18 protein-coding genes, 4 tRNA genes, 1 rRNA gene and 1 riboswitch are annotated in these 24,156 nt (G+C 51.4%); of the genes, 6 read left to right on the top strand and 17 right to left on the bottom strand.

The annotated features are described in order from the left end of the window. The first annotated feature begins 66 nt into the window (after positions 1–66). From rsd to thiE, 3 genes are all read left to right on the top strand, one after another. Positions 67–573, top strand: a complete 507-nt coding sequence (rsd, locus tag K5Y33_RS23520; RefSeq protein WP_176972890.1) for a sigma D regulator — start codon at positions 67–69, stop codon at positions 571–573. A gap of 234 nt (positions 574–807) precedes the next feature. After that, positions 808–908, top strand: a riboswitch (TPP riboswitch). Between the two features lie 90 nt (positions 909–998). Continuing rightward, positions 999–2,921 (top strand): phosphomethylpyrimidine synthase ThiC, encoded by a 1,923-nt coding sequence (gene thiC / locus K5Y33_RS23515; protein WP_222235281.1) that lies wholly within the window; start codon positions 999–1,001, stop codon positions 2,919–2,921. Continuing rightward, positions 2,918–3,565 (top strand): thiamine phosphate synthase, encoded by a 648-nt coding sequence (thiE, locus tag K5Y33_RS23510; RefSeq protein ID WP_222235280.1) that lies wholly within the window; start codon positions 2,918–2,920, stop codon positions 3,563–3,565. Before thiC ends, thiE begins: the two co-directional genes overlap by 4 nt. Before the next feature lie 153 nt (positions 3,566–3,718). Here thiE and K5Y33_RS23505 read toward each other — a convergent pair whose 3' ends face one another. After that, entirely contained in the window at positions 3,719–5,173 is a 1,455-nt protein-coding gene (locus K5Y33_RS23505; protein WP_222235279.1) for a PLP-dependent aminotransferase family protein, read from the bottom strand. Between the two features lie 175 nt (positions 5,174–5,348). Between K5Y33_RS23505 and K5Y33_RS23500 the strand changes: the two genes are divergently transcribed. Further along, positions 5,349–5,537, top strand: a complete 189-nt coding sequence (locus K5Y33_RS23500; protein ID WP_222235278.1) for a DUF1127 domain-containing protein — start codon at positions 5,349–5,351, stop codon at positions 5,535–5,537. 66 nt (positions 5,538–5,603) lie between these two features. Here the strand turns inward: K5Y33_RS23500 and rpoC are convergent, their stop codons facing one another. The 13 genes from rpoC to K5Y33_RS23435 all read right to left on the bottom strand — a co-directional run bounded on the left by rpoC (position 5,604) and on the right by K5Y33_RS23435 (position 19,793). Further along, complete coding sequence (gene rpoC, locus K5Y33_RS23495) at positions 5,604–9,827, bottom strand: DNA-directed RNA polymerase subunit beta' (protein ID WP_222186135.1); 4,224 nt, start codon at positions 9,825–9,827, stop codon at positions 5,604–5,606. Between the two features lie 78 nt (positions 9,828–9,905). Beyond that, complete coding sequence (rpoB, locus tag K5Y33_RS23490) at positions 9,906–13,934, bottom strand: DNA-directed RNA polymerase subunit beta (protein ID WP_176972885.1); 4,029 nt, start codon at positions 13,932–13,934, stop codon at positions 9,906–9,908. A 332-nt stretch (positions 13,935–14,266) separates the two neighbouring features. Further along, positions 14,267–14,629, bottom strand: coding sequence for a 50S ribosomal protein L7/L12 (gene rplL, locus K5Y33_RS23485; RefSeq protein ID WP_101763017.1), 363 nt, complete (start codon positions 14,627–14,629; stop codon positions 14,267–14,269). Positions 14,630–14,695: 66 nt separating this feature from the next. Continuing rightward, positions 14,696–15,193: a 50S ribosomal protein L10 gene (rplJ, locus tag K5Y33_RS23480; RefSeq protein WP_007886294.1), complete on the bottom strand. Its 498-nt coding sequence runs from the start codon at positions 15,191–15,193 to the stop codon at positions 14,696–14,698. A gap of 349 nt (positions 15,194–15,542) precedes the next feature. Then, positions 15,543–16,247 carry a 50S ribosomal protein L1 gene (gene rplA / locus K5Y33_RS23475; RefSeq protein WP_007886296.1) on the bottom strand — a complete coding sequence of 235 codons (705 nt, stop codon included), beginning with the start codon at positions 16,245–16,247 and terminating at the stop codon, positions 15,543–15,545. Positions 16,248–16,250: 3 nt separating this feature from the next. Next, positions 16,251–16,679, bottom strand: coding sequence for a 50S ribosomal protein L11 (gene rplK, locus K5Y33_RS23470; protein WP_007886298.1), 429 nt, complete (start codon positions 16,677–16,679; stop codon positions 16,251–16,253). Positions 16,680–16,827: 148 nt separating this feature from the next. After that, positions 16,828–17,373, bottom strand: coding sequence for a transcription termination/antitermination protein NusG (gene nusG, locus K5Y33_RS23465; RefSeq protein ID WP_007886300.1), 546 nt, complete (start codon positions 17,371–17,373; stop codon positions 16,828–16,830). A gap of 1 nt (position 17,374) precedes the next feature. After that, entirely contained in the window at positions 17,375–17,758 is a 384-nt protein-coding gene (secE, locus tag K5Y33_RS23460; protein WP_064741592.1) for a preprotein translocase subunit SecE, read from the bottom strand. A 227-nt stretch (positions 17,759–17,985) separates the two neighbouring features. Then, positions 17,986–19,170 (bottom strand): elongation factor Tu, encoded by a 1,185-nt coding sequence (tuf, locus tag K5Y33_RS23455; RefSeq protein ID WP_110867595.1) that lies wholly within the window; start codon positions 19,168–19,170, stop codon positions 17,986–17,988. Between the two features lie 107 nt (positions 19,171–19,277). Then, positions 19,278–19,353 (bottom strand) — tRNA-Thr (locus K5Y33_RS23450). 5 nt (positions 19,354–19,358) lie between these two features. Continuing rightward, positions 19,359–19,433: transfer RNA gene (locus K5Y33_RS23445), tRNA-Gly, on the bottom strand. Between the two features lie 192 nt (positions 19,434–19,625). Further along, positions 19,626–19,710: transfer RNA gene (locus K5Y33_RS23440), tRNA-Tyr, on the bottom strand. Between the two features lie 7 nt (positions 19,711–19,717). Then, positions 19,718–19,793 (bottom strand) — tRNA-Thr (locus K5Y33_RS23435). Between the two features lie 329 nt (positions 19,794–20,122). On the opposite strand from K5Y33_RS23435, the gene K5Y33_RS23430 reads away from it, so the two are divergent. After that, positions 20,123–20,680: a GNAT family N-acetyltransferase gene (locus K5Y33_RS23430; protein WP_101762580.1), complete on the top strand. Its 558-nt coding sequence runs from the start codon at positions 20,123–20,125 to the stop codon at positions 20,678–20,680. A 202-nt stretch (positions 20,681–20,882) separates the two neighbouring features. Next, the gene (gene coaA, locus K5Y33_RS23425; RefSeq protein ID WP_137384928.1) at positions 20,883–21,833 is read left to right on the top strand and encodes a type I pantothenate kinase; all 951 of its coding nucleotides are present in this window, start codon (positions 20,883–20,885) and stop codon (positions 21,831–21,833) included. 59 nt (positions 21,834–21,892) lie between these two features. On the opposite strand, the gene birA is transcribed toward coaA, so the two are convergent. The 3 genes from birA to rrf form a co-directional block, all read right to left on the bottom strand. Then, entirely contained in the window at positions 21,893–22,855 is a 963-nt protein-coding gene (birA, locus tag K5Y33_RS23420; protein ID WP_137384927.1) for a bifunctional biotin--[acetyl-CoA-carboxylase] ligase/biotin operon repressor BirA, read from the bottom strand. Beyond that, positions 22,852–23,889 carry a UDP-N-acetylmuramate dehydrogenase gene (murB, locus tag K5Y33_RS23415; RefSeq protein WP_222235277.1) on the bottom strand — a complete coding sequence of 346 codons (1,038 nt, stop codon included), beginning with the start codon at positions 23,887–23,889 and terminating at the stop codon, positions 22,852–22,854. Before murB ends, birA begins: the two co-directional genes overlap by 4 nt. A gap of 148 nt (positions 23,890–24,037) precedes the next feature. Further along, positions 24,038–24,153 (bottom strand): 5S ribosomal RNA (gene rrf / locus K5Y33_RS23410). Between the last annotated feature and the right edge of the window lie 3 nt (positions 24,154–24,156).

The raw sequence follows: 24,156 nt of genomic DNA, 5'->3' as shown, positions 1-24,156 counted from the left end.
AAATCGCACGCTGAAATCCTAATATTAAGTGTGTAATAAACAACTATAACCTACCTGGAGCCCCATATGCTTAACCAGTTAGAGAACCTGACAGAGCGTGTTGGCGGTGGAAATGAATTGGTCGATTCATGGCTGCGCGCCCGTCGACAGTTGCTCGTCACTTACTACGAGCTTATTGGCATGAAGCCACAAAAAGATGCGTTATCCACGCTGGATGAACAGGCGCTGGATGCATTTTGTCACAACCTGGTGGATTACCTGTCCACCGGCCATTTCAGCGTGTATGAACACATCATAAGTGAGATGCAAGGTGATAGCCCATTAATCGTGGCCGCGCAGATTTACCCGGCACTTGAGGCGAATACCGATCGCATCATGCAGCTCTATGACAGCCATCTGCAGCAAGCGATTAACGATGATAATTGCGTGGATTTTCAAACCGCACTCTCCGAAGTCGGCGAAGTGCTGGAATCGCGCTTTACGCTGGAAGACAAACTGGTGCAGCTCGCCTGGGACAACCAGCTGGCGCGTCCGCCGGTTGCCAACGACAGCATCATCGCCCGCCCGGCTTAAATTCTGAAGATGTAAAAAACTTGTTATTCAAGAAAAGCCCTCTTATGCTAAATGGGCTTTTTTTAATTCCTCTTCCTGAAACATGAAGAGGTAAATTTTGCGATATAAGCGTAGCGTGCGCAGCGAGTTCACGCTCGGACAGCGCGCAGGGACCGGAGCGTACACGTAGTACGTGACGGTCACGAGCACTGCCCGGGCGTGAAATAGCAAGCAAAGTAGCTTATATCGTAAAACACCAACTTGTCGGAGTGCCCTTCGGGGCTGAGACCGTTAATTCGGGATCCGCGGAACCTGATCAGGTTAGTACCTGCGAAGGGAACAAGAGTAGACATTATCAGCACGGTGCATGTTGGCGCCCGGCACCGTACCTGTTACTCCTTCCGAACTCTGGACAAGCAACTTCCAACCTTTTCCGGAAACTTGCTATGTCTGCTAAAACTTCTCGTCGTGAACAACGCGCTCAGGCGCAAGAATTTATCGATTCCCTGCAGGGAACCGCTTTCCCCAACTCCAAACGTATCTGGATCACCGGCAGCCGCGCGGATATTCGTGTGCCGATGCGTGAGATACAGCTCAGTCCGACACACATTGGCGGCAGCAAAGAGAATCCGCGCTATGAGCCGAATGAAGCGGTGCCGGTTTACGACACCGCCGGCGCTTATGGCGATCCTCAAGCCACCATCGATGTGCATCAGGGGCTCGCCAGGCTGCGTGCCAATTGGATCGAAGAGCGCGGCGACAGCGAAACCATCCACCAGCTGAGTTCCAGTTACACACAGCAGCGTCTGGCGGATGAAGGCCTGGACCATCTGCGTTTTGAGCATCTGCCGCAACCGCGCCGTGCCAAAGCATGTCACCGGGTTACTCAACTGCACTATGCGCGTCAGGGCATCATCACGCCGGAGATGGAGTTTATTGCGCTGCGTGAAAACATGGGCCGCGAGCGTATTCGCGGTGAAGTGCTGCTACAGCAGCATCCGGGTCACAGCTTTGGCGCTAACTTGCCGGAAAATATCACCGCGGAATTTGTCCGTCAGGAAGTGGCCAGCGGCCGCGCCATCATTCCCTCTAACATCAACCATCCCGAATCCGAACCGATGATTATCGGCCGAAACTTCCTGGTGAAGGTGAATGCCAACATTGGCAACTCTGCGGTGAGCTCATCAATTGAAGAGGAAGTGGAGAAGCTGGTGTGGTCAACACGCTGGGGCGCAGACACCGTGATGGATCTCTCTACTGGCCGCTACATCCATGAAACGCGTGAGTGGATTTTGCGTAACAGCCCGGTGCCGATTGGTACGGTGCCGATTTATCAGGCTCTGGAGAAAGTGAACGGCATTGCAGAAGATCTCAACTGGGAGATTTTCCGCGACACGCTGCTGGAGCAGGCGGAACAAGGCGTTGACTACTTCACCATTCACGCCGGCGTGCTGCTGCGCTATGTGCCGATGACGGCCAAACGCCTGACCGGCATTGTGTCGCGCGGCGGCTCGATTATGGCGAAATGGTGCCTGTCGCATCACACCGAAAGCTTCCTCTATCTGCACTTCCGCGAGATTTGTGAAATTTGTGCCGCCTACGATGTGGCACTATCACTCGGCGACGGCCTGCGTCCCGGCTCGATTCAGGATGCCAACGATGAGGCGCAATTTGCTGAACTGCATACGCTGGGCGAACTGACCAAAATCGCCTGGGAATACGATGTGCAGGTGATGATTGAAGGTCCGGGCCATGTGCCGATGCAGATGATTCGTCGCAATATGACCGAACAGCTTGAGCACTGTCACGAAGCCCCGTTTTACACGCTTGGCCCGCTCACCACCGATATCGCGCCCGGCTATGACCATTTCACTTCCGGCATCGGCGCGGCCATGATTGGCTGGTTCGGCTGCGCCATGCTGTGTTACGTCACGCCGAAAGAGCACCTCGGTTTGCCGAATAAAGAGGATGTGAAGCAAGGGCTGATCACTTACAAGATCGCCGCGCACGCAGCGGATCTGGCGAAAGGTCATCCGGGCGCGCAGATCCGCGACAATGCAATGTCGAAAGCGCGTTTTGAATTTCGCTGGGAAGATCAGTTCAATCTGGCGCTCGATCCACACACCGCACGCGCCTATCACGATGAAACCCTGCCGCAGGAATCGGGAAAAGTGGCGCACTTCTGCTCAATGTGCGGCCCGAAATTCTGCTCGATGAAAATTACGCAGGAAGTGCGTGAGTTTGCCGCCCGCCAACAGGCTGAAGCCCAACCGATTGAGATGGGTATGGCGCAAATGTCGGACGCCTTCCGCAATCGTGGCGGCGAGATCTATCACGCTGCCGATACCCTTAAAGAGGAAAATGTATGACCAACGCCTTTCCTGCCACAGCCCCAAAACTGGGGCTGTATCCGGTTGTTGATAGCGTGGAATGGATCGCGCGCTTGCTGGAAGCTGGTGTGCGCACCATACAGTTGCGCATCAAAGATTGTGAAGATCATGAGGTGGAAGATGCGGTACGCGAGGCGATTGCACTTGGCAAACATTATCGCGCTCGCCTGTTTATCAATGATTACTGGCGCTTAGCCATTAAATATCACGCTTATGGCGTGCACCTCGGCCAGGAAGATCTCGATGTGGCCGATCTGGCGGCCATTCGTGAGGCGGGTTTGCGTCTGGGTTTATCGACGCATGACGATGCCGAGTTGGATCGGGCTCTGGCGCTGCGCCCTTCTTACATTGCGCTTGGCCACATCTATCCTACGCAAACCAAAGACATGCCTTCTGCGCCGCAGGGCGTGGTGGAATTGAAACGCCACCTGGCGCGTTTGCAGGATGTGCCAACCGTGGCGATTGGCGGTATTTCACTGGCGCGCGTGCCGGAAGTGTTGGCTACCGGCGTGGGCAGCATTGCGGTAGTGAGCGCGATTACCCAGGCCACCGACTGGCGCGCAGCAACGCAGCAGTTGCTGTCACTGGTGGAAAATGGAATCGAACCTGCAGAAACAATGTAAGGCGTGGTAAGTGAGGATGAAACGCTGGAATCTGCCGCGCAGCAGCGTGATGTGAGGGCTGGCGTCATTTCCTGACAAGACTAAAGTGTACCTGCCCGCTGTCGCTTGCAGCGGGCCAGGGCTGGTCTTAACCTCTCCCAGCCCTGCCTTTCTTCACATAGTCAGGGAGGAGGTATGCACGGTTTCCACACTGCAAGCCAGCATGGCACGTTCTACCGCTGCGCCGAGTTGGGCTATCGCCTGCTCTGTGTGCTCATTCATTGGCAAACCATAATTCAGGCGCAAGCAGTTGCGATACTTACCCGAGGCTGAAAACAGCGAGCCCACGGCAACCTGCATGTTCAGCTCACGCAATTCGGTATTGAGCCTGACCGCGTCAAACGCCTCTGGCAATTCAATCCACATCAGGAAACTGCCCTGCGGACGCGACACACAAATCCCGCACGGGAAGTAGTGGCGTACCCAGCAGCTAAAGGTTTCGTAGTTGCGTTGATACACCTGACGCATGCGCCGCAAATGCGGCAGATAATGACCAAGGCGAATAAACTCGGCGACCGCATGCTGCGGCTGTGTGGCCGTCGATCCGGTGCTGATATATTTCATGTGCAGCACGCGATCGCGATAGCGCCCCGGCGCCACCCAACCAACACGCAGCCCCGGCGCCAGCGTCTTGGAGAAGGAACTGCACAGCAACACGCGGCCATCGTGATCCAGCGACTTGATAGTAACCGGACGCGGATACTCCCACGCCAGCTCACCGTACACATCGTCCTCAATAATCGCGGCATCGAAACGCTGCGCCAGCGTCACCAGCGCACGTTTGCGAGATTCCGGCATGATAAAGCCCAGCGGATTATTGCAGTTTGGCACCACCACCACCGCTTTGATCGGCCACTGTTCGAACGCAAGTTCCAGCGCTTCCAGGCTGATGCCGGTGACCGAATCGGTGGGAATCTCAATGGCGCGAATGCCGAAGCCACGCAGGGTTTGCATGGTGCCGTGGAAAGTCGGCGACTCCACCGCAATGATGTCACCGGCCTGGCATATCGCACGAATCGAAATCGACAACGCTTCATGGCAGCCGGTGGTGATCACGATATCGTCTGCCGTGAGCTGACAACCGCTGTCGATCGTCAGGCGCGCAACTTGTTCGCGCAGTGCCGCGACGCCCAGCAAACTGTCATAGTTAAGCTGATCAATATCCTGCTTCTGCGCCATACGGCTCTGAATTTTCCACAGCGGTTTCAACGTGGGCTGGGTCAGATCAGGCATACCGCTGCCAAGTTGCAACACATCGCTATTAGTTCGGCTGCTGAGCAACTCCAGCACCGATTCCCACTGCGTGATTTCCACCGGACGCTGTGCAGGTCGGGTTATTGCCGGCATCGGCGGCGTCGCTTTGCGTGTTGCAACGAAATATCCGGAACGTGGCTGTGGCACAATCAGCTGCTTCTCTTCCAGCAGATGATATGCCTGCTGAACGGTGCTGATACTCACGCCGTGTTCCAGGCTAAGCGTGCGTACCGACGGCAAGCGTTCACCGCTGCGGTACAGCCCTTGCTCTATACGATCCGAAAGCAAACATGCTAAATGTTGGTAGCGCGTCATCGTATGCCTCACCCAGCCATTAATGATAATAAACCAGTACAGATAGCCTTCATTATTACCATTCAGATCCACCACAACGCAATCTGTATGTTAAAGATAAGTGATTTTTGCGTCTGTATCATAATGCGCAAGAATTGGACAATGCATCTCAGGCAACCTACTGAGGGCAAGGATTATGGAATTCGATCAAAACCGCGCGGCTAAACCTTTTGACGTCACTTTACTGGATATCTTCCGCGGCGCTTTGCGTATGGTTAAACACTGGAAAGCACGACGTGAAACTCACCGCATTCTGTCAAAACTGAGTGATAACCAGCTCCGCGACATCGGACTGACCCGCGAAGATGTCTGCCGTAAGTTCTGACAAAATGAAGACGAAAAAAAACCCTGCCGAGGCAGGGTTTTTTATTGGTCAGCTTTAGCAGACGAATTACTCGTCGTCGCTTCCGCCCAGACCGGCGTTCAGCAATTCAGCCAGGCTCGCAGAGGCTTCATCCGCAGTGACCTGCGGTGCAACCGGTGCTTCGCCCGCAGAGCGGCGACGCATACGATCCTGGTGATAAGCATAACCGGTACCGGCTGGGATCAGACGACCCACGATGACGTTCTCTTTCAGGCCGCGCAGTTCATCACGCTTACCTGCAACTGCTGCTTCGGTCAGGACACGCGTGGTCTCCTGGAACGATGCTGCAGAGATGAACGATTCGGTTGCCAGTGACGCTTTGGTGATACCCAGCAGATCGCGCATGAATGTTGCGCCGATTTTGCCATTCGCTTCAAGTTCACGGTTAGAGATCTTGATGCGTGAGTATTCAGCCTGCTCACCTTCCAGGAAGTCGGTGCTTCCCACGCTCGAGATGGTTGCTTTACGCAGCATCTGACGAACGATGACTTCGATGTGTTTATCGTTAATCTTAACGCCTTGCAGACGGTAAACTTCCTGCACTTCGTTAGTGATGTAACGGGTCACAGCATGGACGCCACGCAGACGCAGGATGTCGTGCGGAGACTCTGGGCCGTCAGATACGACGTCACCACGTTCTACGCGCTCACCTTCGAATACGTTAAGCTGACGCCATTTTGGAATCATCTCTTCGTACGGATCGCTACCATCAACCGGCGTAATCACCAGACGACGCTTACCTTTAGTCTCTTTACCGAAGGAGATGATACCGCTGATCTCCGCCAGGATTGCTGGCTCTTTCGGACGACGCGCTTCGAACAAGTCAGCAACGCGCGGCAGACCACCGGTAATATCCTTGGTACCGCCAGATTCCTGCGGAACACGCGACAGCGTGTCACCGGCACTGATCTTAACGCCATCTTCCAGCTGAACAATTGCTTTGCCCGGCAGGAAGTACTGTGCTGGCATGTCGGTACCTGGAATCAGAACGTCATTTCCGTTGGCATCGATAATTTTCAGCGCAGGACGCAGATCTTTACCACCCGCAGTACGTTCTGCAGAATCCAGAACCACCAGCGATGACAGACCGGTTAAGTCGTCAGTCTGACGCGTGATGGTCTGGCCGTCGATCATGTCAGTGAAGCGAATGAAACCGCCCACTTCGGTGATTACCGGCATGGTATGCGGATCCCAGTTTGCTACGGTTTCGCCCGCGGCAACCTGCTCGCCATCACCTTTAGCCATGACCGCACCGTAAGGTACTTTATAGCTCTCTTTGGTACGACCGAACTCGTCGATCATCTTCAGCTCAACGTTACGTGAAACGATAACCAGTTTCCCTGAGGAGTTGGTTACTGACTTCGCGTTGGTCAGCTTGATAGTACCTTTGTTCTTCACCTGGATGCTGGATTCAGCAGCCGCACGAGATGCCGCACCACCGATGTGGAACGTACGCATCGTCAGCTGTGTACCCGGCTCACCGATGGACTGTGCTGCGATAACACCGATGGCCTCACCTTTGTTGATGATGTGACCACGTGCCAGATCGCGACCGTAGCAGTGTGCACACACACCGAAGTCGGTTTCACAGCCAACAACCGAGCGCACTTTGATCGCATCGACTGAATTCAGTTCGATCACATCACACCAGTGCTCATCGATCAGGGTGTTACGCGGGATCAGGATGTCCGCAGTGCCTGGCTTCAGAACGTCTTCAGCCGTTACACGACCCAGTACACGCTCACGCAGCGGCTCTTTAACGTCGCCACCTTCGATGACCGGAGTCATCATGATGCCTTCGAACGTGCCGCAGTCATCTTCGGTAACAACCAGATCCTGCGCTACGTCTACCAGACGACGCGTCAGATAACCGGAGTTAGCGGTTTTCAGTGCGGTATCCGCAAGACCTTTACGCGCACCGTGCGTGGAGATGAAGTACTGGAGTACGTTCAGACCTTCACGGAAGTTCGCGGTGATCGGCGTTTCGATGATTGAGCCATCTGGCTTAGCCATCAGACCACGCATACCGGCCAGCTGACGAATCTGTGCAGCAGAACCACGCGCACCGGAGTCGGCCATCATGTAGATGCTGTTGAACGATACCTGCTGCTCTTCTTCGCCATCACGGTTAATCACGGTTTCAGTTTGCAGGTTATCCATCATCGCTTTGGAAACGCGTTCGTTAGCGGCGGCCCAAATATCGATAACTTTGTTGTAACGTTCGCCAGCAGTTACCAGACCAGACTGGAACTGTTCCTGAATCTCAGCAACTTCCGCTTCCGCTTCGGCTACGATTTCCGCTTTCTTCGCTGGGATGACCATGTCGTCGATACCTACAGAGGCACCTGAACGGGCTGCGTAAGCAAAACCGGTGTACATGGTTTGGTCAGCAAAGATAACGGTCGGCTTCAGGCCAAGAATGCGGTAACAGGTGTTCAGCATCTTAGAAATGGCTTTCTTACCCAGCGCCTGGTTGACGATGGAGTAAGGCAGGCCTTTCGGAACGATCATCCACAGAATCGCACGACCAATGGTGGTGTCGATAATGCTGGTTTTCGCAACGAACTCTTCCTGCTCGTTCTTGGTGTATTCAGTGATACGCACTTTAACGCGTGCATGCAGCTCGGCCAGGCCAGCGCGGTAAACACGCTCAGCTTCTTTCGGGCCAGTCAGCACCATGCCTTCGCCTTTGGCGTTCACTTTGTCGCGGGTCATGTAGTACAGACCCAGAACAACGTCCTGTGAAGGAACGATGATTGGCTCGCCGTTCGCTGGTGACAGAATGTTGTTGGTCGACATCATCAGCGCACGCGCTTCCAGCTGGGCTTCCAGCGTCAGCGGTACGTGAACAGCCATCTGGTCACCATCGAAGTCGGCGTTATATGCCGCACAAACCAGCGGGTGCAGCTGGATCGCTTTACCTTCGATCAGAACCGGTTCAAACGCCTGGATGCCCAAACGGTGCAGAGTTGGTGCACGGTTCAGCAGTACTGGGTGTTCGCGGATCACTTCGTCCAGGATATCCCAAACGACAGCTTCTTCGCGCTCGACCATTTTCTTAGCGGCTTTGATGGTGGTGGCCAGGCCACGCAGTTCCAGCTTGCCGTAGATGAACGGTTTGAACAGCTCAAGAGCCATTTTCTTCGGCAGACCGCACTGATGCAGACGCAGGTATGGACCAACGGTGATAACTGAACGACCAGAGTAGTCAACACGTTTACCCAACAGGTTCTGACGGAAACGACCCTGCTTACCTTTGATCATGTCTGCCAGAGATTTCAGCGGACGCTTGTTCGAGCCAGTGATGGCGCGACCGCGACGGCCGTTATCCAGCAGTGCATCAACCGCTTCCTGCAACATACGTTTTTCGTTACGTACGATGATATCTGGCGCAGCCAGATCCAGCAGGCGTTTCAGACGGTTGTTACGGTTGATCACGCGACGATACAGATCGTTCAGATCCGACGTAGCGAAACGACCACCGTCCAGCGGTACCAGCGGGCGCAGATCTGGCGGCAGAACCGGCAGAACGGTCAGGATCATCCACTCTGGCTTGTTACCAGACTGAACGAACGCTTCCAGCAGCTTGATACGCTTGGTCAGCTTTTTACGTTTGGTCTCGGAGTTGGTCTCGTTCAGCTCTTCACGCAGCTGCTCGCACTCTTGCTCCAGATCCATGTTTTTCAGCAGCGCCTGGATAGCTTCCGCACCCATCTTCGCGTCGAATTCGTCACCGAACTCTTCCAGCGCGTCAAGGTATTGCTCTTCCGTCAGAATCTGACGTTTTTCCAGGTTGGTCATGCCGCCTTCGATAACCACATATGATTCGAAGTACAGCACGCGCTCGATATCACGCAGTGGCATATCCAGCAGCAAGCCGATACGCGAAGGCAGTGATTTCAGGAACCAGATGTGCGCAGTTGGTGAAGCCAACTCAATGTGGCCCATGCGCTCACGACGTACTTTGGTCTGTGTAACTTCAACGCCACACTTCTCACAGATCACGCCGCGATGTTTTAAACGCTTGTACTTACCGCACAGGCATTCGTAGTCTTTTACCGGTCCGAAAATACGGGCACAGAAAAGACCGTCACGCTCAGGCTTGAAGGTACGGTAGTTAATGGTTTCCGGCTTTTTAACTTCACCAAAAGACCATGAACGGATCATGTCTGGCGAGGCCAGAGCAATTTTGATCGCATCAAACTCTTCGGTCTTAGTTTGCGCTTTCAGAAACTTAAGTAAGTCTTTCACGGATTAGCTCCCGTCGGAGTGGAACTCTCAGGGACGCGCACCCGAAGTGCACGTCCCGTAACCAGTACTTGCGAGTACTTACTCGTCTTCCAGCTCGATGTTGATACCCAGCGAGCGAATCTCTTTCAACAGTACGTTGAAGGATTCCGGCATGCCCGGTTCCATCTGATGGTTACCGTCGACGATGTTTTTATACATCTTCGTACGGCCGTTAACGTCATCAGATTTAACGGTAAGCATTTCCTGCAGGGTATACGCGGCACCGTATGCTTCCAGTGCCCACACTTCCATCTCACCGAAGCGCTGTCCACCGAACTGCGCTTTACCACCCAGCGGCTGCTGAGTAACCAAGCTGTAAGAACCGGTAGAACGTGCGTGCATCTTGTCGTCGACCAGGTGGTTCAGTTTCAGCATGTACATGTAACCTACGGTTACCTGACGCTCAAACTGCTCACCGGTACGGCCGTCGAACAGGGTGATCTGACCGGAAGAAGGCAATCCGCCAAGCTGCAGCAGCTCTTTGATTTCGCTCTCTTTCGCACCGTCAAACACCGGAGTCGCGATTGGCATACCCTTTTTCAGGTTCTCTGCCAGACGCAGTACTTCGTCGTCTGTGAAGGTGTTCAGGTCAACTTTCTGACGCACATCAGTGCCCAGATCGTAAGCACGCTGGATGAACTCACGCAGTTTGGAGACTTCTTCCTGCTTCTTCAGCATCGCATTGATTTTTTCACCAATGCCTTTCGCCGCCATTCCGAGGTGAGTTTCCAGGATCTGACCGATGTTCATACGCGATGGAACGCCCAGCGGGTTCAGTACGATGTCGACCGGCGTACCGTTCTCATCGTAAGGCATGTCTTCGATAGGGTTGATCTTAGAGATAACACCCTTGTTACCGTGACGACCTGCCATCTTGTCACCAGGCTGGATCTGACGTTTAACGGCCAGATACACCTTAACGATTTTCAGCACGCCTGGTGCCAGATCATCGCCTTGGGTGATCTTGCGACGCTTAGCTTCAAGTTTCTTCTCAAACTCGTGCTTCAGCTCGTCGTACTGCTCAGCCAGCTGCTCCAGAGAATTCTGCTTCTCTTCGTCAGTCAGGCCCAGCTCCAGCCAGCGCTCACGTGGCAGTTTGTCCAGCTTCTCAGCTTCAACACCACCAGAGATCAGTACGGCCTGGATACGGCCAAACAGGCCAGCTTCGAAGATCTGCAGTTCTTCAGACAGGTCTTTCTTAACCTGCTTCAGCTGCATCTCTTCGATTTCCAGCGCGCGCTTGTCTTTTTCCACGCCATCGCGGGTGAAGACCTGCACGTCGATAACAGTACCGGATACGCCGTTCGGAACGCGAAGTGACGAATCTTTCACGTCAGAGGCTTTTTCACCGAAGATTGCACGCAGCAGTTTCTCTTCTGGCGTCAGCTGGGTTTCACCTTTCGGCGTAACCTTACCAACCAGAATGTCGCCACCGGTCACTTCCGCACCGATATACACGATGCCGGATTCATCCAGTTTAGAAAGCGCAGCTTCACCCACGTTCGGGATATCAGCGGTGATCTCTTCTGGCCCCAGCTTGGTGTCGCGAGACACACATGCCAGTTCCTGGATGTGGATAGTGGTGAAACGGTCTTCCTGAACCACACGCTCGGATACGAGGATGGAGTCTTCGAAGTTATAACCATTCCATGGCATGAACGCCACGCGCATGTTCTGACCCAGAGCCAGTTCACCGAGGTCGGTAGACGGGCCATCTGCCAGCACGTCGCCACGCTCAATCGGCTCACCCAGATTGACACACGGCATCTGGTTGATGCAGGTGTTCTGGTTAGAACGGGTGTACTTTGTCAGGTTGTAGATGTCGATACCCGCTTCGCCCGGATACATCTCTTCTTCGTTAACTTTGATAACGATACGAGAAGCATCAACGTACTGAACGGTACCACCACGTTTCGCGACAGCAGTTACACCGGAGTCAACCGCTACTGCACGTTCCATACCGGTACCAACCAGCGGCTTATCAGCGCGCAGAGTTGGAACCGCCTGACGTTGCATGTTCGCACCCATCAAGGCGCGGTTAGCATCATCGTGCTCCAGGAACGGAATCAGTGACGCACCGACAGAAACCACCTGTTGGGTGGAAACGTCCATGTAGTCAACCTGATCGCGGCTGAACAGGCTTGACTCACCCTTGCTACGGCAGGTGACGAGATCGTCAACAAAGCTGCCATCTTCTGCGAGGTTGGTGTTCGCCTGAGCGATAACGTAGTTACCCTCTTCAATTGCAGAGAGGTAATGAATTTCATCACCCACTTTACCGTCAACAACGCGACGATACGGGGTTTCAAGGAAACCGTATTCGTTAGTCTGCGCGTAAACAGAGAGTGAGTTGATCAGACCGATGTTCGGGCCTTCCGGGGTTTCGATAGGACATACACGACCGTAGTGGGTTGGGTGTACGTCACGTACTTCGAAGCCGGCGCGCTCACGGGTCAGACCGCCTGGGCCCAGAGCAGAGATACGACGTTTGTGCGTAATCTCAGACAACGGGTTGTTCTGATCCATAAACTGGGACAGCTGGCTTGAACCGAAGAACTCTTTCACCGCCGCCGAAATCGGCTTAGCGTTGATCATGTCCTGAGGCATCAGCGTATCGAGGTCGCCCAGAGACAGACGCTCTTTAACTGCACGCTCAACACGTACCAGACCCACACGGAACTGGTTTTCTGCCATTTCGCCAACAGAACGAATACGACGGTTACCGAGGTGATCGATATCATCCACTTCACCGATACCGTTACGGATACCGATAAGCTTTTTCATCACTTCGATGATGTCGTCTTTGCTCAGGATACCTGAACCTTCGATCTCATCACGCAGCAGAGAACGGTTGAACTTCATGCGGCCAACCGCAGAAAGATCGTAACGATCTTCAGAGAAGAACAGGTTCTCGAACAGGTTTTCAGCGGCTTCACGCGTTGGTGGCTCACCAGGACGCATCATGCGGTAGATCTCAACCAGCGCGCTTAAGCGATCGTTGGTTGGGTCAACACGCAGGGTCTCGGAGATATACGCACCGTGATCCAGGTCATTGGTGAACAGCGTTTCAATGCGCTTGTGGCCTGACTGGCTCAGTTTCGCCAGCAGATCCAGTGACAATTCCATGTTCGCAGGAACGATCAGCTCACCGGTGTTCAGATCGACGTAGTCTTTAGCAACCACTTTGCCAGCAATATATTCAACTGGCACTTCGATGTGCTGAATGTTGTCTTTTTCCAGCTGACGGATGTGGCGCGCAGTGATGCGACGACCTTTCTCAACGTAGACCGTGCCGTTTGCTTCGATATCGAAGGAGGCGGTTTCACCACGCAGGCGCTCAGGCACCAGTTCCATCTGCAGTTTGTTATCGCGGATTTCATAAACGACTTTATCAAAGAACAGATCAAGGATTTGTTCTGAGGTGAAGTTTAACGCGCGCAGGATGATACTGGCCGGCAGCTTACGACGACGGTCAATACGGACGAAGAGGTTGTCTTTCGGGTCAAACTCGAAGTCGAGCCATGAACCGCGGTAAGGGATGATACGTGCGTTATACAGCACTTTACCGGAAGAGTGCGTTTTACCCTTATCGCTGTCGAAGAACACGCCAGGACTACGGTGCAGCTGAGAAACGATAACACGCTCAGTACCATTGATAACAAAGGTACCATTGTCCGTCATGAGTGGAATCTCACCCATGTAGACTTCTTGTTCTTTAATGTCTTTTACGGTGCCTTCCGGCGCTTCGCGCTCGTAGATCACCAGACGCAGTTTCACGCGTAGCGGTGCCGAATAGGTTACGCCACGGATCTGACATTCAGTTACGTCAAAGACAGGCTCACCCAAACGGTAGCTGACATACTGCAACTCAGAGTTGCCGCTGTAGCTTGAGATTGGGAATACGGAGCGGAAGGCTGCTTCCAGACCGTACTGGCCTTCTGGATCTTGCTCGATGAACTTCTGGAACGAGTCAAGCTGGATAGAAAGGAGATAAGGTATGTCCAAAACTTGTGGACGTTTACCAAAATCCTTACGAATACGTTTTTTCTCGGTATAGGAGTAAACCATGGGGTTCCTCAGCTAGCTGACATGTCGAACCACGCTGTCCGTCCTGAAAAGGACAGTTCATGCAACACTATTTTTTGTTTTTCATGCGATGCGCAGCACCCCATGCAATACATCTTTCTATCACTCTTAAATCATTTCATCGCCGTTGTTCAGGCAGGGAACCTTCGCAGGAGAGCGATATATTAAGGCGTCGATAGAAAAAGATATTGAAGAGGAATGATGGACAAACAGTGCGAAACGCCATCATTCCCCTGTAGCGCAAAAAGGCTGGTGACCTAAACAGTCACCAGCCATCAGCCTAATGTTACTCAGGCTGCAACCCGAAGGTTGTCTTACTTAACTTCAACTTCAGCGCCAGCTTCTTTCAGAGCAGCTTCAAGTGCGGCTGCGTCATCTTTGCTGATGCCTTCTTTGATAGTACCGGTAGCTTCAACCAGGTCTTTAGCTTCTTTCAAGCCCAGGCCAGTTGCAGTACGTACTGCTTTGATTACTGCGACTTTGTTAGCGCCAACAGCTTTCAGAATTACGTCGAATTCAGTTTTCTCTTCAACAGCTTCAGCTGGGCCAGCAGCAACAGCTACAGCGGCAGCAGCAGAAACGCCGAATTTTTCTTCCATAGCAGAAACCAGCTCAACTACTTCCATTACGGACATAGCGGCAACAGCTTCCAGAATTTGGTCTTTAGTGATAGACATATCGATTGTTCCTAAAAATCAGAAAAAGTTTATACGGTAGCAAGCACGAAGGAAAAGAATTTGGCCTTAAGCCGCTTCTTTTGCATCGCGCACAGCAGCCAGAGTACGGACCAGTTTGCCAGCAGCGGCTTCTTTCATGGTCGACATCAGACGTGCCAGTGCTTCTTCGTAAGTCGGCAGAGTTGCCAGACGGTCAATATTGGCCGCCGTGATCAGCTCACCTTCAAAGGCTGCAGCTTTGACCTCAAATTTTGCATTCGCTTTAGCGAAATCTTTGAACAAACGAGCAGCAGCGCCCGGGTGTTCCAAAGAGTATGCAATCAGGGTCGGACCAACAAACGTGTCTTTCAGGCACTCGAAAGGAGTACCTTCAACGACGCGGCGCAGCAGGGTGTTACGAACAACACGCATGTAAACGCCAGCTTCACGACCTGCTTTACGCAGTTCGGTCATTTTATCAACGGTCACGCCACGGGAATCCGCAACAACCGCTGAAAGCGCGCCTTTGGCTACTTCGCTAACTTCAGCAACAATCGCTTGTTTGCCTTGAAGATTTAATGCCATTAGCTTTTGCTCCTGGATTGACCGGGAATAATTTCCCGGAACTCACTTCACTTATTCACCCGAAGGCGATAAGCGCTATTACACGGTGAGCAGAATCCAGCGAAGAAATAATTCTTTTTGGTTCTGTCACCGTCTACGCAGGGTATTAAGCAAGATATCCGAAAATATTCTGCTCCTGCGGTCTCGGACGGAGGCCAGGATAAGGCCTGGCTCCAACCTAAGCGACTGAACAACCAAGCGTTTAGACTTTGTCACTCACTCGCCTTGAATCTGGGTTCTGAATTGTGCAAACAACCAGAACAACGGGCGTAAGATTCTAGATGAATTTTTCGCCCGTTACAAGCAGCAATTAGTTTGCTGATGCACTCAGACCAGCCTGGTCAACGGCAACGCCGGCGCCCATGGTGGTAGAGATGCTGACTTTCTTGATGTACACGCCTTTCGCCTGTGATGGTTTAGCTTTTTTCAGCGCAACCAGCAGAGATTCCAGGTTTTCTTTCAATTTGTCAGTGTCAAAATCCACTTTACCGATGGTGGTGTGGATGATGCCGTTTTTGTCGTTACGATAACGAACCTGACCTGCTTTAGCATTTTTAACTGCTTCAGCAACGTTCGGCGTTACAGTACCAACTTTCGGGTTTGGCATCAGACCGCGTGGGCCCAGAACCTGGCCCAACTGGCCAACAACGCGCATTGCATCTGGAGATGCGATTACAACGTCAAAGTTCATTTCGCCTTTTTTGATCTGCTCAGCCAGGTCTTCCATACCAACCAGTTCTGCGCCAGCTGCTTTAGCAGCTTCAGCGTTTGCACCTTGGGTGAAGACGGCAACACGTACTGAACGACCAGTACCGTGTGGCAGAACGGTCGCACCGCGCACGTTCTGATCAGATTTACGTGCATCGATGCCGAGGTTAACGGCAACGTCAACGCTTTCTACGAACTTGGCAGTAGCCAGTTCTTTCAGCAGAGCAACAGCTTCGTTAATGTCGTACTGCTTAGTAGCATCAACTTTGTCACGGATTACGCTCATGCGCTTGGTCAGCTTAGCCATTTCTTAATCCTCTACTACCAGGCCCATGGAACGAGCAGTACCTTCGATAGAGCGAGTCATCGCTTCTACGTCAGAACCAGTCATGTCCGCAGCTTTAGTTTCTGCGATTTCACGTACCTGAGCACGGGAAACTTTACCGACTTTGTCTTTGTTCGGCTTACCAGAACCAGACTTGATGCCCGCTGCTTTTTTCAGCAGTACGGCAGCCGGAGGCGTTTTGGTAACGAAGGTGAAAGAACGGTCACTGTATACGGTGATAACAACAGGAGTAGGCAGGCCTTTCTCCAGGGATTCAGTCTTAGCGTTGAACGCTTTGCAGAATTCCATAATGTTAACACCCTGCTGACCCAGTGCTGGACCAACAGGTGGACTTGGGTTAGCCATACCAGCTGCAACTTGCAACTTAACGTAGGCTTGTACTTTCTTGGCCATGATAATTCCTCAATTGGGTTATAACGCCTGAAAAACAGGCTCCCCGTGATAACGATTTATATGCCGTTGCGGGCACATAAAAACAAAAGGCGCGAAATTATATGTAAATTTCGCGCCTTCCGCAAGAGCTAAAAAGTGAACAGAAGGGTTAACCTTTCTCCACCTGAGCGAAGTCGAGTTCCACTGGCGTTGCACGGCCAAAGATGGAAACGGACACTTTCAGGCGGCTCTTCTCGTAGTCCACTTCTTCGACCACTCCGTTGAAGTCGGCAAACGGGCCGTCGCTGACGCGTACCATCTCGCCTGGCTCGAACAGCGTTTTTGGACGCGGCTTATCACCCACCTGCTGCAGGCGGTTCATAATCGCATCTACTTCTTTATCACTGATTGGCGCAGGACGGTCGGAAGTACCACCGATAAAGCCCATTACACGCGGTACACTGCGTACTAAGTGCCAGCTGGCGTCATTCATTACCATCTGAACCAATACGTAGCCAGGGAAGAATTTACGTTCGCTTTTGCGACGCTGGCCGCCACGGATTTCGACGACTTCTTCAGTCGGCACCATGACTTCGCCAAAAAGCTCTTCCATGTTGTGCAGTTTGATATGCTCGTGCAGCGATTTCGCTACGCGGGCTTCAAAACCGGAGAACGCCTGTACGACGTACCAGCGTTTTTTTGGAGCTTCAGACATCTCAGAACCTCAGGCCAGTGATAAACGATACCAGACGGACCAGAATGCCATCCAGCCCCCACAAAATCAGTGACATCACGGCAGTTACCGCGGCAACGATTAACGTGGTGTGCAGTGTTTCCTGGCGAGTCGGCCAAATGACCTTACGCATTTCGGTTTTAGCTTCACGGGCAAATGCCACAGTCGCTTTGCCTTTGATTGTCAGCAAAGCAATGCCGCCCGCTGCAGCAATCAGCACAACCACAGCCAGCGCGCGCAGAGGCAATGTTACATCGCGATAGATATAGTTGCCGACGATTGCTACCAGGAGCAATGCGATCACAACTACCCATTTCATCGCTTCAAGGCCGCGCCCGCTCCCTTGAGCTTCGGTATTCGCACTCATAAACCAACCTGCCACAATAATTCAGAAACTATACTGCCCCGCAGTGCGAGGCATCCAAACCGAATGAGCTTTTGAGCGTAACTCGGTATCCAACGCCGTGAAACAGAGCCTGTCTCAGCAATGATTATGATGCAAAATCACTGATGAGCCAGGTTCTATACAACAGCGTGCAAAAAGGGCATCAAATGATGCCCTTTCCTTGTGCATTGCGTCAAATCTTATCGCAGTTAAGCGATAATTTCAGCAACAACACCCGCACCAACAGTACGGCCGCCTTCACGGATTGCGAAACGCAGACCCTGATCCATAGCGATTGGCTTGATCAAAGTAACGGTCATTTTTACGTTGTCGCCTGGCATTACCATCTCAACGCCTTCTGGCAGTTGAACGTCACCGGTCACGTCAGTAGTACGGAAGTAGAACTGAGGACGGTAGCCTTTGAAGAACGGAGTATGGCGGCCGCCTTCATCTTTAGACAGAACGTAAACTTCTGAAGTGAACTGGGTATGTGGCTTGATTGAACCCGGCTTAGCCAGAACCTGGCCACGCTCAATGTCTTCACGCTTGATACCACGCAGCAGAACACCACAGTTCTCGCCTGCCTGACCCTGGTCCAGCAGTTTGCGGAACATTTCAACGCCAGTACAGGTTGATTTCACAGTGTCTTTAAGGCCAACAACTTCAACTTCGTCGCCCACTTTAACGATACCGCGCTCAACACGACCGGTAACAACGGTACCACGGCCAGAGATTGAGAATACGTCTTCGATTGGCAGCAGGAACGGCTTGTCGATTGCACGAACTGGCTCTGGGATGTAAGTATCCAGGTGCTCAGCCAGCTCAATGATCTTAGCTTCCCACTCAGCATCGCCTTCCAGCGCTTTCAGAGCAGAACCACGTACGATTGGAGTGTCGTCGCCTGGGAAGTCATATGCTGACAGCAGGTCACGTACTTCCATCTCTACCAGTTCCAGCAGCTCTTCATCATCAACCATGTCGCACTTGTTCAGGAACACGATGATGTAAGGAACGCCAACCTGACGACCCAGCAGGATGTGCTCACGGGTCTGTGGCATTGGGCCATCAGTCGCAGCAACAACCAGGATCGCGCCGTCCATCTGCGCAGCACCGGTGATCATGTTTTTCACATAGTCGGCGTGGCCTGGGCAGTCAACGTGCGCATAGTGGCGAGACGGGGTTTCGTATTCAACGTGAGAAGTGTTGATGGTGATACCACGTGCTTTCTCTTCTGGCGCTTTATCGATCTCATCGAATTTGCTTGCCTTACCGCCGTAGGTTTTAGCCAGTACGGTAGTAATTGCTGCAGTCAGGGTGGTTTTACCGTGGTCGACGTGACCGATGGTGCCCACGTTTACGTGCAGTTTGTTACGCTGAAATTGCTCTTTAGCCATCGCTAGTCCCTCTAAGACACGGATATATCGAAGATATCGTCATATCAACCAGGCATTGCCTGACTGTTTGGTTTACAGAGAGAGAATCAGGAGAGAGATAAAGGAAGTGGTGCTGATACCCAGAGTCGAACTGGGGACCTCACCCTTACCAAGGGTGCGCTCTACCAACTGAGCCATATCAGCACATCTGGAGCGGGCAGCGGGAATCGAACCCGCATCATCAGCTTGGAAGGCTGAGGTAATAGCCATTATACGATGCCCGCATCCTGGAACTCGGCTACCTGTTCTTTCTGTAGCTTATGAATAATAAAAGAAGACCTTCTATTATTCGAGCCGGTCAGAGTTGCTGACCAACTTTGATTGCGCTAATGCGCAATCTGAAATTCGAAGGTGAGAGATGAAGAACTCACCCATCAGATAAAGACTTTATCTGACGCCCAACCAGGAGGTTGAGATGGTGGTGGGAGAAGGATTCGAACCTTCGAAGTCTGTGACGGCAGATTTACAGTCTGCTCCCTTTGGCCGCTCGGGAATCCCACCTACTTGATGGTGCCGGCTACCGGAATCGAACTGGTGACCTACTGATTACAAGTCAGTTGCTCTACCAACTGAGCTAAGCCGGCATCAAGTGGAGCGCATTCTAGGAATACCCGAAGAAGGATGCAACAAAAAAATCGTCAAAATTGTTTTATCGCTTACTATTTGTGCAAATCATCTCAAATCAGTCATCAGTCGCAGTAAAATCACCCTAAACCTGTGCGTTTTTACACCACCACATTGATTGATTGCTATGAACCGCCATCATTTTCAATGCACATATTTGAAGCACACTGCCTTTCTGCTGTGCAAATTGTAGAAAATTTTTTGTAAAACTACCCCCCTACACTCGTTTTTTCTGCTGGCCTGCATTTTGCTTATCTATTTAATCGGGTCATTAAATGGAGGATGTCGCATGAATATTGTTCAGCTTACTGCAGAAACATTACCCCTTTATCGTCAGGCTTTGGCTGCCCTGATGGTTGAAGCGGTAAAAAACAATATGACTTCGGCATTTCAACATTCGCAAAAGATGCAACAGTATCAGGATGCCGAGCGCTATTTTCATAGCTTGCGCAACAAAATGGCACGCCATGAGTTGCTCCTATGGATTGCCGTCATCGACTCGGTCGTGGTGGGAAGCGTGCAGCTCAATATTTGTCAGCGTCCAGATGGACAAAATCGCGCGGAAGTTTTACAGCTGCTTGTGCATTCCAATGCTCAGCGAGAAGGGATTGGACGCAGATTAATGCAGACGCTTGAGCACAAGGCAGAAAGCTATCAGCGTGGGCTGCTTTATTTGGATGTCATTGCAGGTTCTGCGGAAGAAATTTTTTATCGGGCACATGGCTACCGCTATTTAGGGGAATTGCCCGACTATGCATTATGCGCGGATGGGCATCCTCATCCCGGCGCGATTTACTATAAACGTCTGCGTACCAGCCCAGCAGAAAATGTAGCGACAAGCTACTGACCGACAAGAAAAATGCGGGCACGCTTGTGAAAGCGTGCTCCTGTTTATCATTTTACTTCTTTTTAAAGTCACACTGGTGTTACCCTCCTGCCCATTGTTCTCGTTAATTACCCCTGTGACGTGCAATTGAGTTTGATACATCTTCGTATGCCTAATGCAGCAAGGTGTTGATGAATCAGAATTTGCACTCAGATGCATGCTTATGAGTAAAAAAACGACACCTCTTACTACGCCTTATTTGCAGTTCAATCGCCAGCAATGGGCAGCACTACGCGATTCAGTACCAATGACATTGGCTGAAGGTGAAATTGAGCGTCTGCGTGGTATCAATGAAGATCTTTCATTAGAAGAAGTGGCCGAGATTTATCTGCCGCTATCGCGTCTGCTTAATTTTTATATCAGTTCTAATCTGCGTCGTCAGGCGGTGCTTGAGCAATTCCTTGGCACTAATGGGCAGAAAATCCCTTATATCATCAGTATTGCCGGCAGCGTTGCGGTAGGAAAAAGCACAACTGCTCGTGTGCTTCAGGCACTTCTTAGCCGCTGGCCAGAACACCGCAAAGTAGAACTGATCACTACTGATGGTTTTTTGCATCCTAATGCCGTGCTTAAAGAACGCGGTTTGATGAAGAAAAAAGGGTTCCCTCAATCTTACGATATGCATCGCCTGGTTAACTTCGTATCTGATTTAAAATCGGGTGCTAGCCAGGTGACAGCGCCGGTTTATTCTCATCTGATTTATGATGTCATTCCGGATGGCGATAAAGTCGTACAACAGCCTGATATTCTTATTCTTGAAGGATTGAATGTGCTGCAAAGCGGTATGGACTATCCTCACGATCCTCATCATGTATTTGTGTCTGATTTCGTGGATTTTTCAATTTACGTCGATGCACCAGAGTCCTTACTCGAGAGCTGGTATGTAAATCGCTTTTTGAAATTTCGTGAGGGCGCATTTAGCGATCCGGACTCTTATTTCCATCATTATTCGCAATTACCCGAAGAGGATGCACTCAATATTGCGCATGGTCTGTGGAAAGAGATTAACTGGCTTAATTTAAAGGAAAATATCCTGCCTACACGTGAACGAGCAAGTCTTATTATGACGAAGTCGGCTGATCATGCGGTGCAAAGTGTACGTTTGAGGAAATAGTCTTTTTTATAAAATGCCCATAAAGACCGTGGGCATTTTAATTTGTTAGCTCAGATGCATTAATTGTCTGGACGAAGAGAAATCTCACCCCCTACCCAGGATTTAATGACTCCATTCTGCTCCAGTAATAAGCCACCCTGCTTATCAATACCTCGCGCAATGCCATGTACCTCACGATCCCCAATAAGAAGCTTCACTGGGCGATTAATGAAGTTATCAAGGGCTTCCCAGCGGGAAACAAATGGCGCCAAACCATCGCGCTCAAAAATAGGTAACGCTTCACGCAGGCTATTAATCAACTTCGCAGCTAACTCGTTGCGATCGATATCAACACCAGCTTCCTGAAGATTAATCCAACCCTGATTAATTTCTGCCGTGCCTTCTGAACGCATCAGCAAATTGACACCAGCACCTATAACAATCTGAGCTGCATCGCCGGTTTTTCCAGTTAACTCAACTAAAATACCAGCAAGCTTACGATCGTTAAGATAGAGATCATTCGGCCATTTAACCCGGACATCCGGAGCACCTAATGACTGAATCACTTCTGCCATGATGATACCAATCACCAGACTCAGGCCCATCGCCGCAGCTGGCCCCTGATCAAGACGCCAATACATCGACATATACAGGTTGGAGCCAAACGGTGAAAACCATTTACGCCCGCGACGTCCGCGCCCCGCTTGCTGATACTCGGCAATGCATGCGTAGCCAGACGGCAATTGATCCATCCGATCCAGCAAATACTGGTTGGTAGAATCGATAACAGGAATAACCGCCAGATTAGGTTGATGCAGGAGAGACAGGATGACTTCTTCATCCAGTAACTGAATTGGCTCTGGTAAGCTGTAGCCTTTACCCGTTACCGTATATACATCCAGACCCCAACTTTTGAGAGTCTGTATATGTTTATTAATGGCAGCACGGCTCATGCCAAGCGCTTCGCCCAACTGCTCACCAGAGTGAAATTCACCATCGGCCACCAATGCCACTAACTTTAACGGCACGCTATTATCTTTCATGAAATTACCTCAACGGCATTACGCTCGCCTCGAGCACCGATAAAGCGCACTTCTGGCTCCAGCCAAACATCAAACTTTTGTCCGACTCTATTTCTAACCTGATGCGCTAAATCGACAATATCCTGTGGAGTGGCATAATCTTCATTTATCAGTACCAAAGCCTGCTGACGGTGAACTGCGGCGCCACCTACACGGAAGCCTTTAAGACCACATTGGTCGATCAACCAGCCAGCTGCTAATTTCACTTCGCCACTGGCCTGTGGATAATGAGGAATGGATGGCCACTGCTTAATTAGCGCATCTGCATGCTCAGCTGTGATCAGCGGATTTTTGAAGAAACTACCGACATTACCTGTGATTTTTGGGTCGGGCAGTTTGCTTTGGCGCATATTGCAAATAGCATTGAATACATCCCAGGCACACACTGTTGCTGGGTTTAACTTAGTCAGCTCGCCATAAGTTAGAACAGGTTTCCACTGTTTTGCCAGACGTAATCCCACTGCAACAATGACATAGTCATCCTTCATTGCATGTTTGAAAATACTATCGCGATAGCTAAACTGGCACTCTTCTCGATACAACCGAATTATATTTTGCGTTGGGAGATGTATAGCTTCAACGTAGTGACAGATATCTTTAAATTCGACACCATATGCACCGATATTTTGAATCGGTGCTGAGCCGGCCATACCAGGAATCAGCGCCAGGTTTTCCAGTCCTGTAATACCCTTCTTTAGCGTGTTTTCAACTAAAGCATGCCAATTTTCGCCGGCACCAACATGCAAGTGCCAGGCTTCGTCATGTTCTTCGATAGCGATGCCTTTAATCGCATTAACCACCACCGAGCCGCTAAAATCTTCAAGAAAGAGTACGTTGCTCCCTTCGCCTAATACAATAAAGGGCAAATTTGATTGCTGACTGTTTTTCCAGGCCAAAGTAATAGCGTCAGGAGTTTCAGCGATGGTCAGCGTTTGTGCATTGATCGTAAGACCAAGAGTGTTGAAAGCTTTCAGGGATGTATTGGGGCTGGACATTTCACGGCCTTTACTGATTAATCTGACCGTAGTTTACCTGATCGGTAGGTTGCGAGTTTGATGTTTTCTTATTTCTGATGGGAAATTGCTAATGTACAGACGCAAAAAAGCCCCGGACTTTCGTCCGGGGCTTCTTCACTTATTTGATGCCTGGCAGTTCCCTACTCTCGCATGGGGAGGCCCCACACTACCATCGGCGCTACGGCGTTTCACTTCTGAGTTCGGCATGGGGTCAGGTGGGACCACCGCGCTAAAGCCGCCAGGCAA

This window comes from Pantoea sp. DY-17 (genome assembly GCF_019795975.1).
Classification (GTDB): domain Bacteria; phylum Pseudomonadota; class Gammaproteobacteria; order Enterobacterales; family Enterobacteriaceae; genus Pantoea; species Pantoea leporis.
This window is presented reverse-complemented; position numbering and strand designations above follow the sequence as displayed.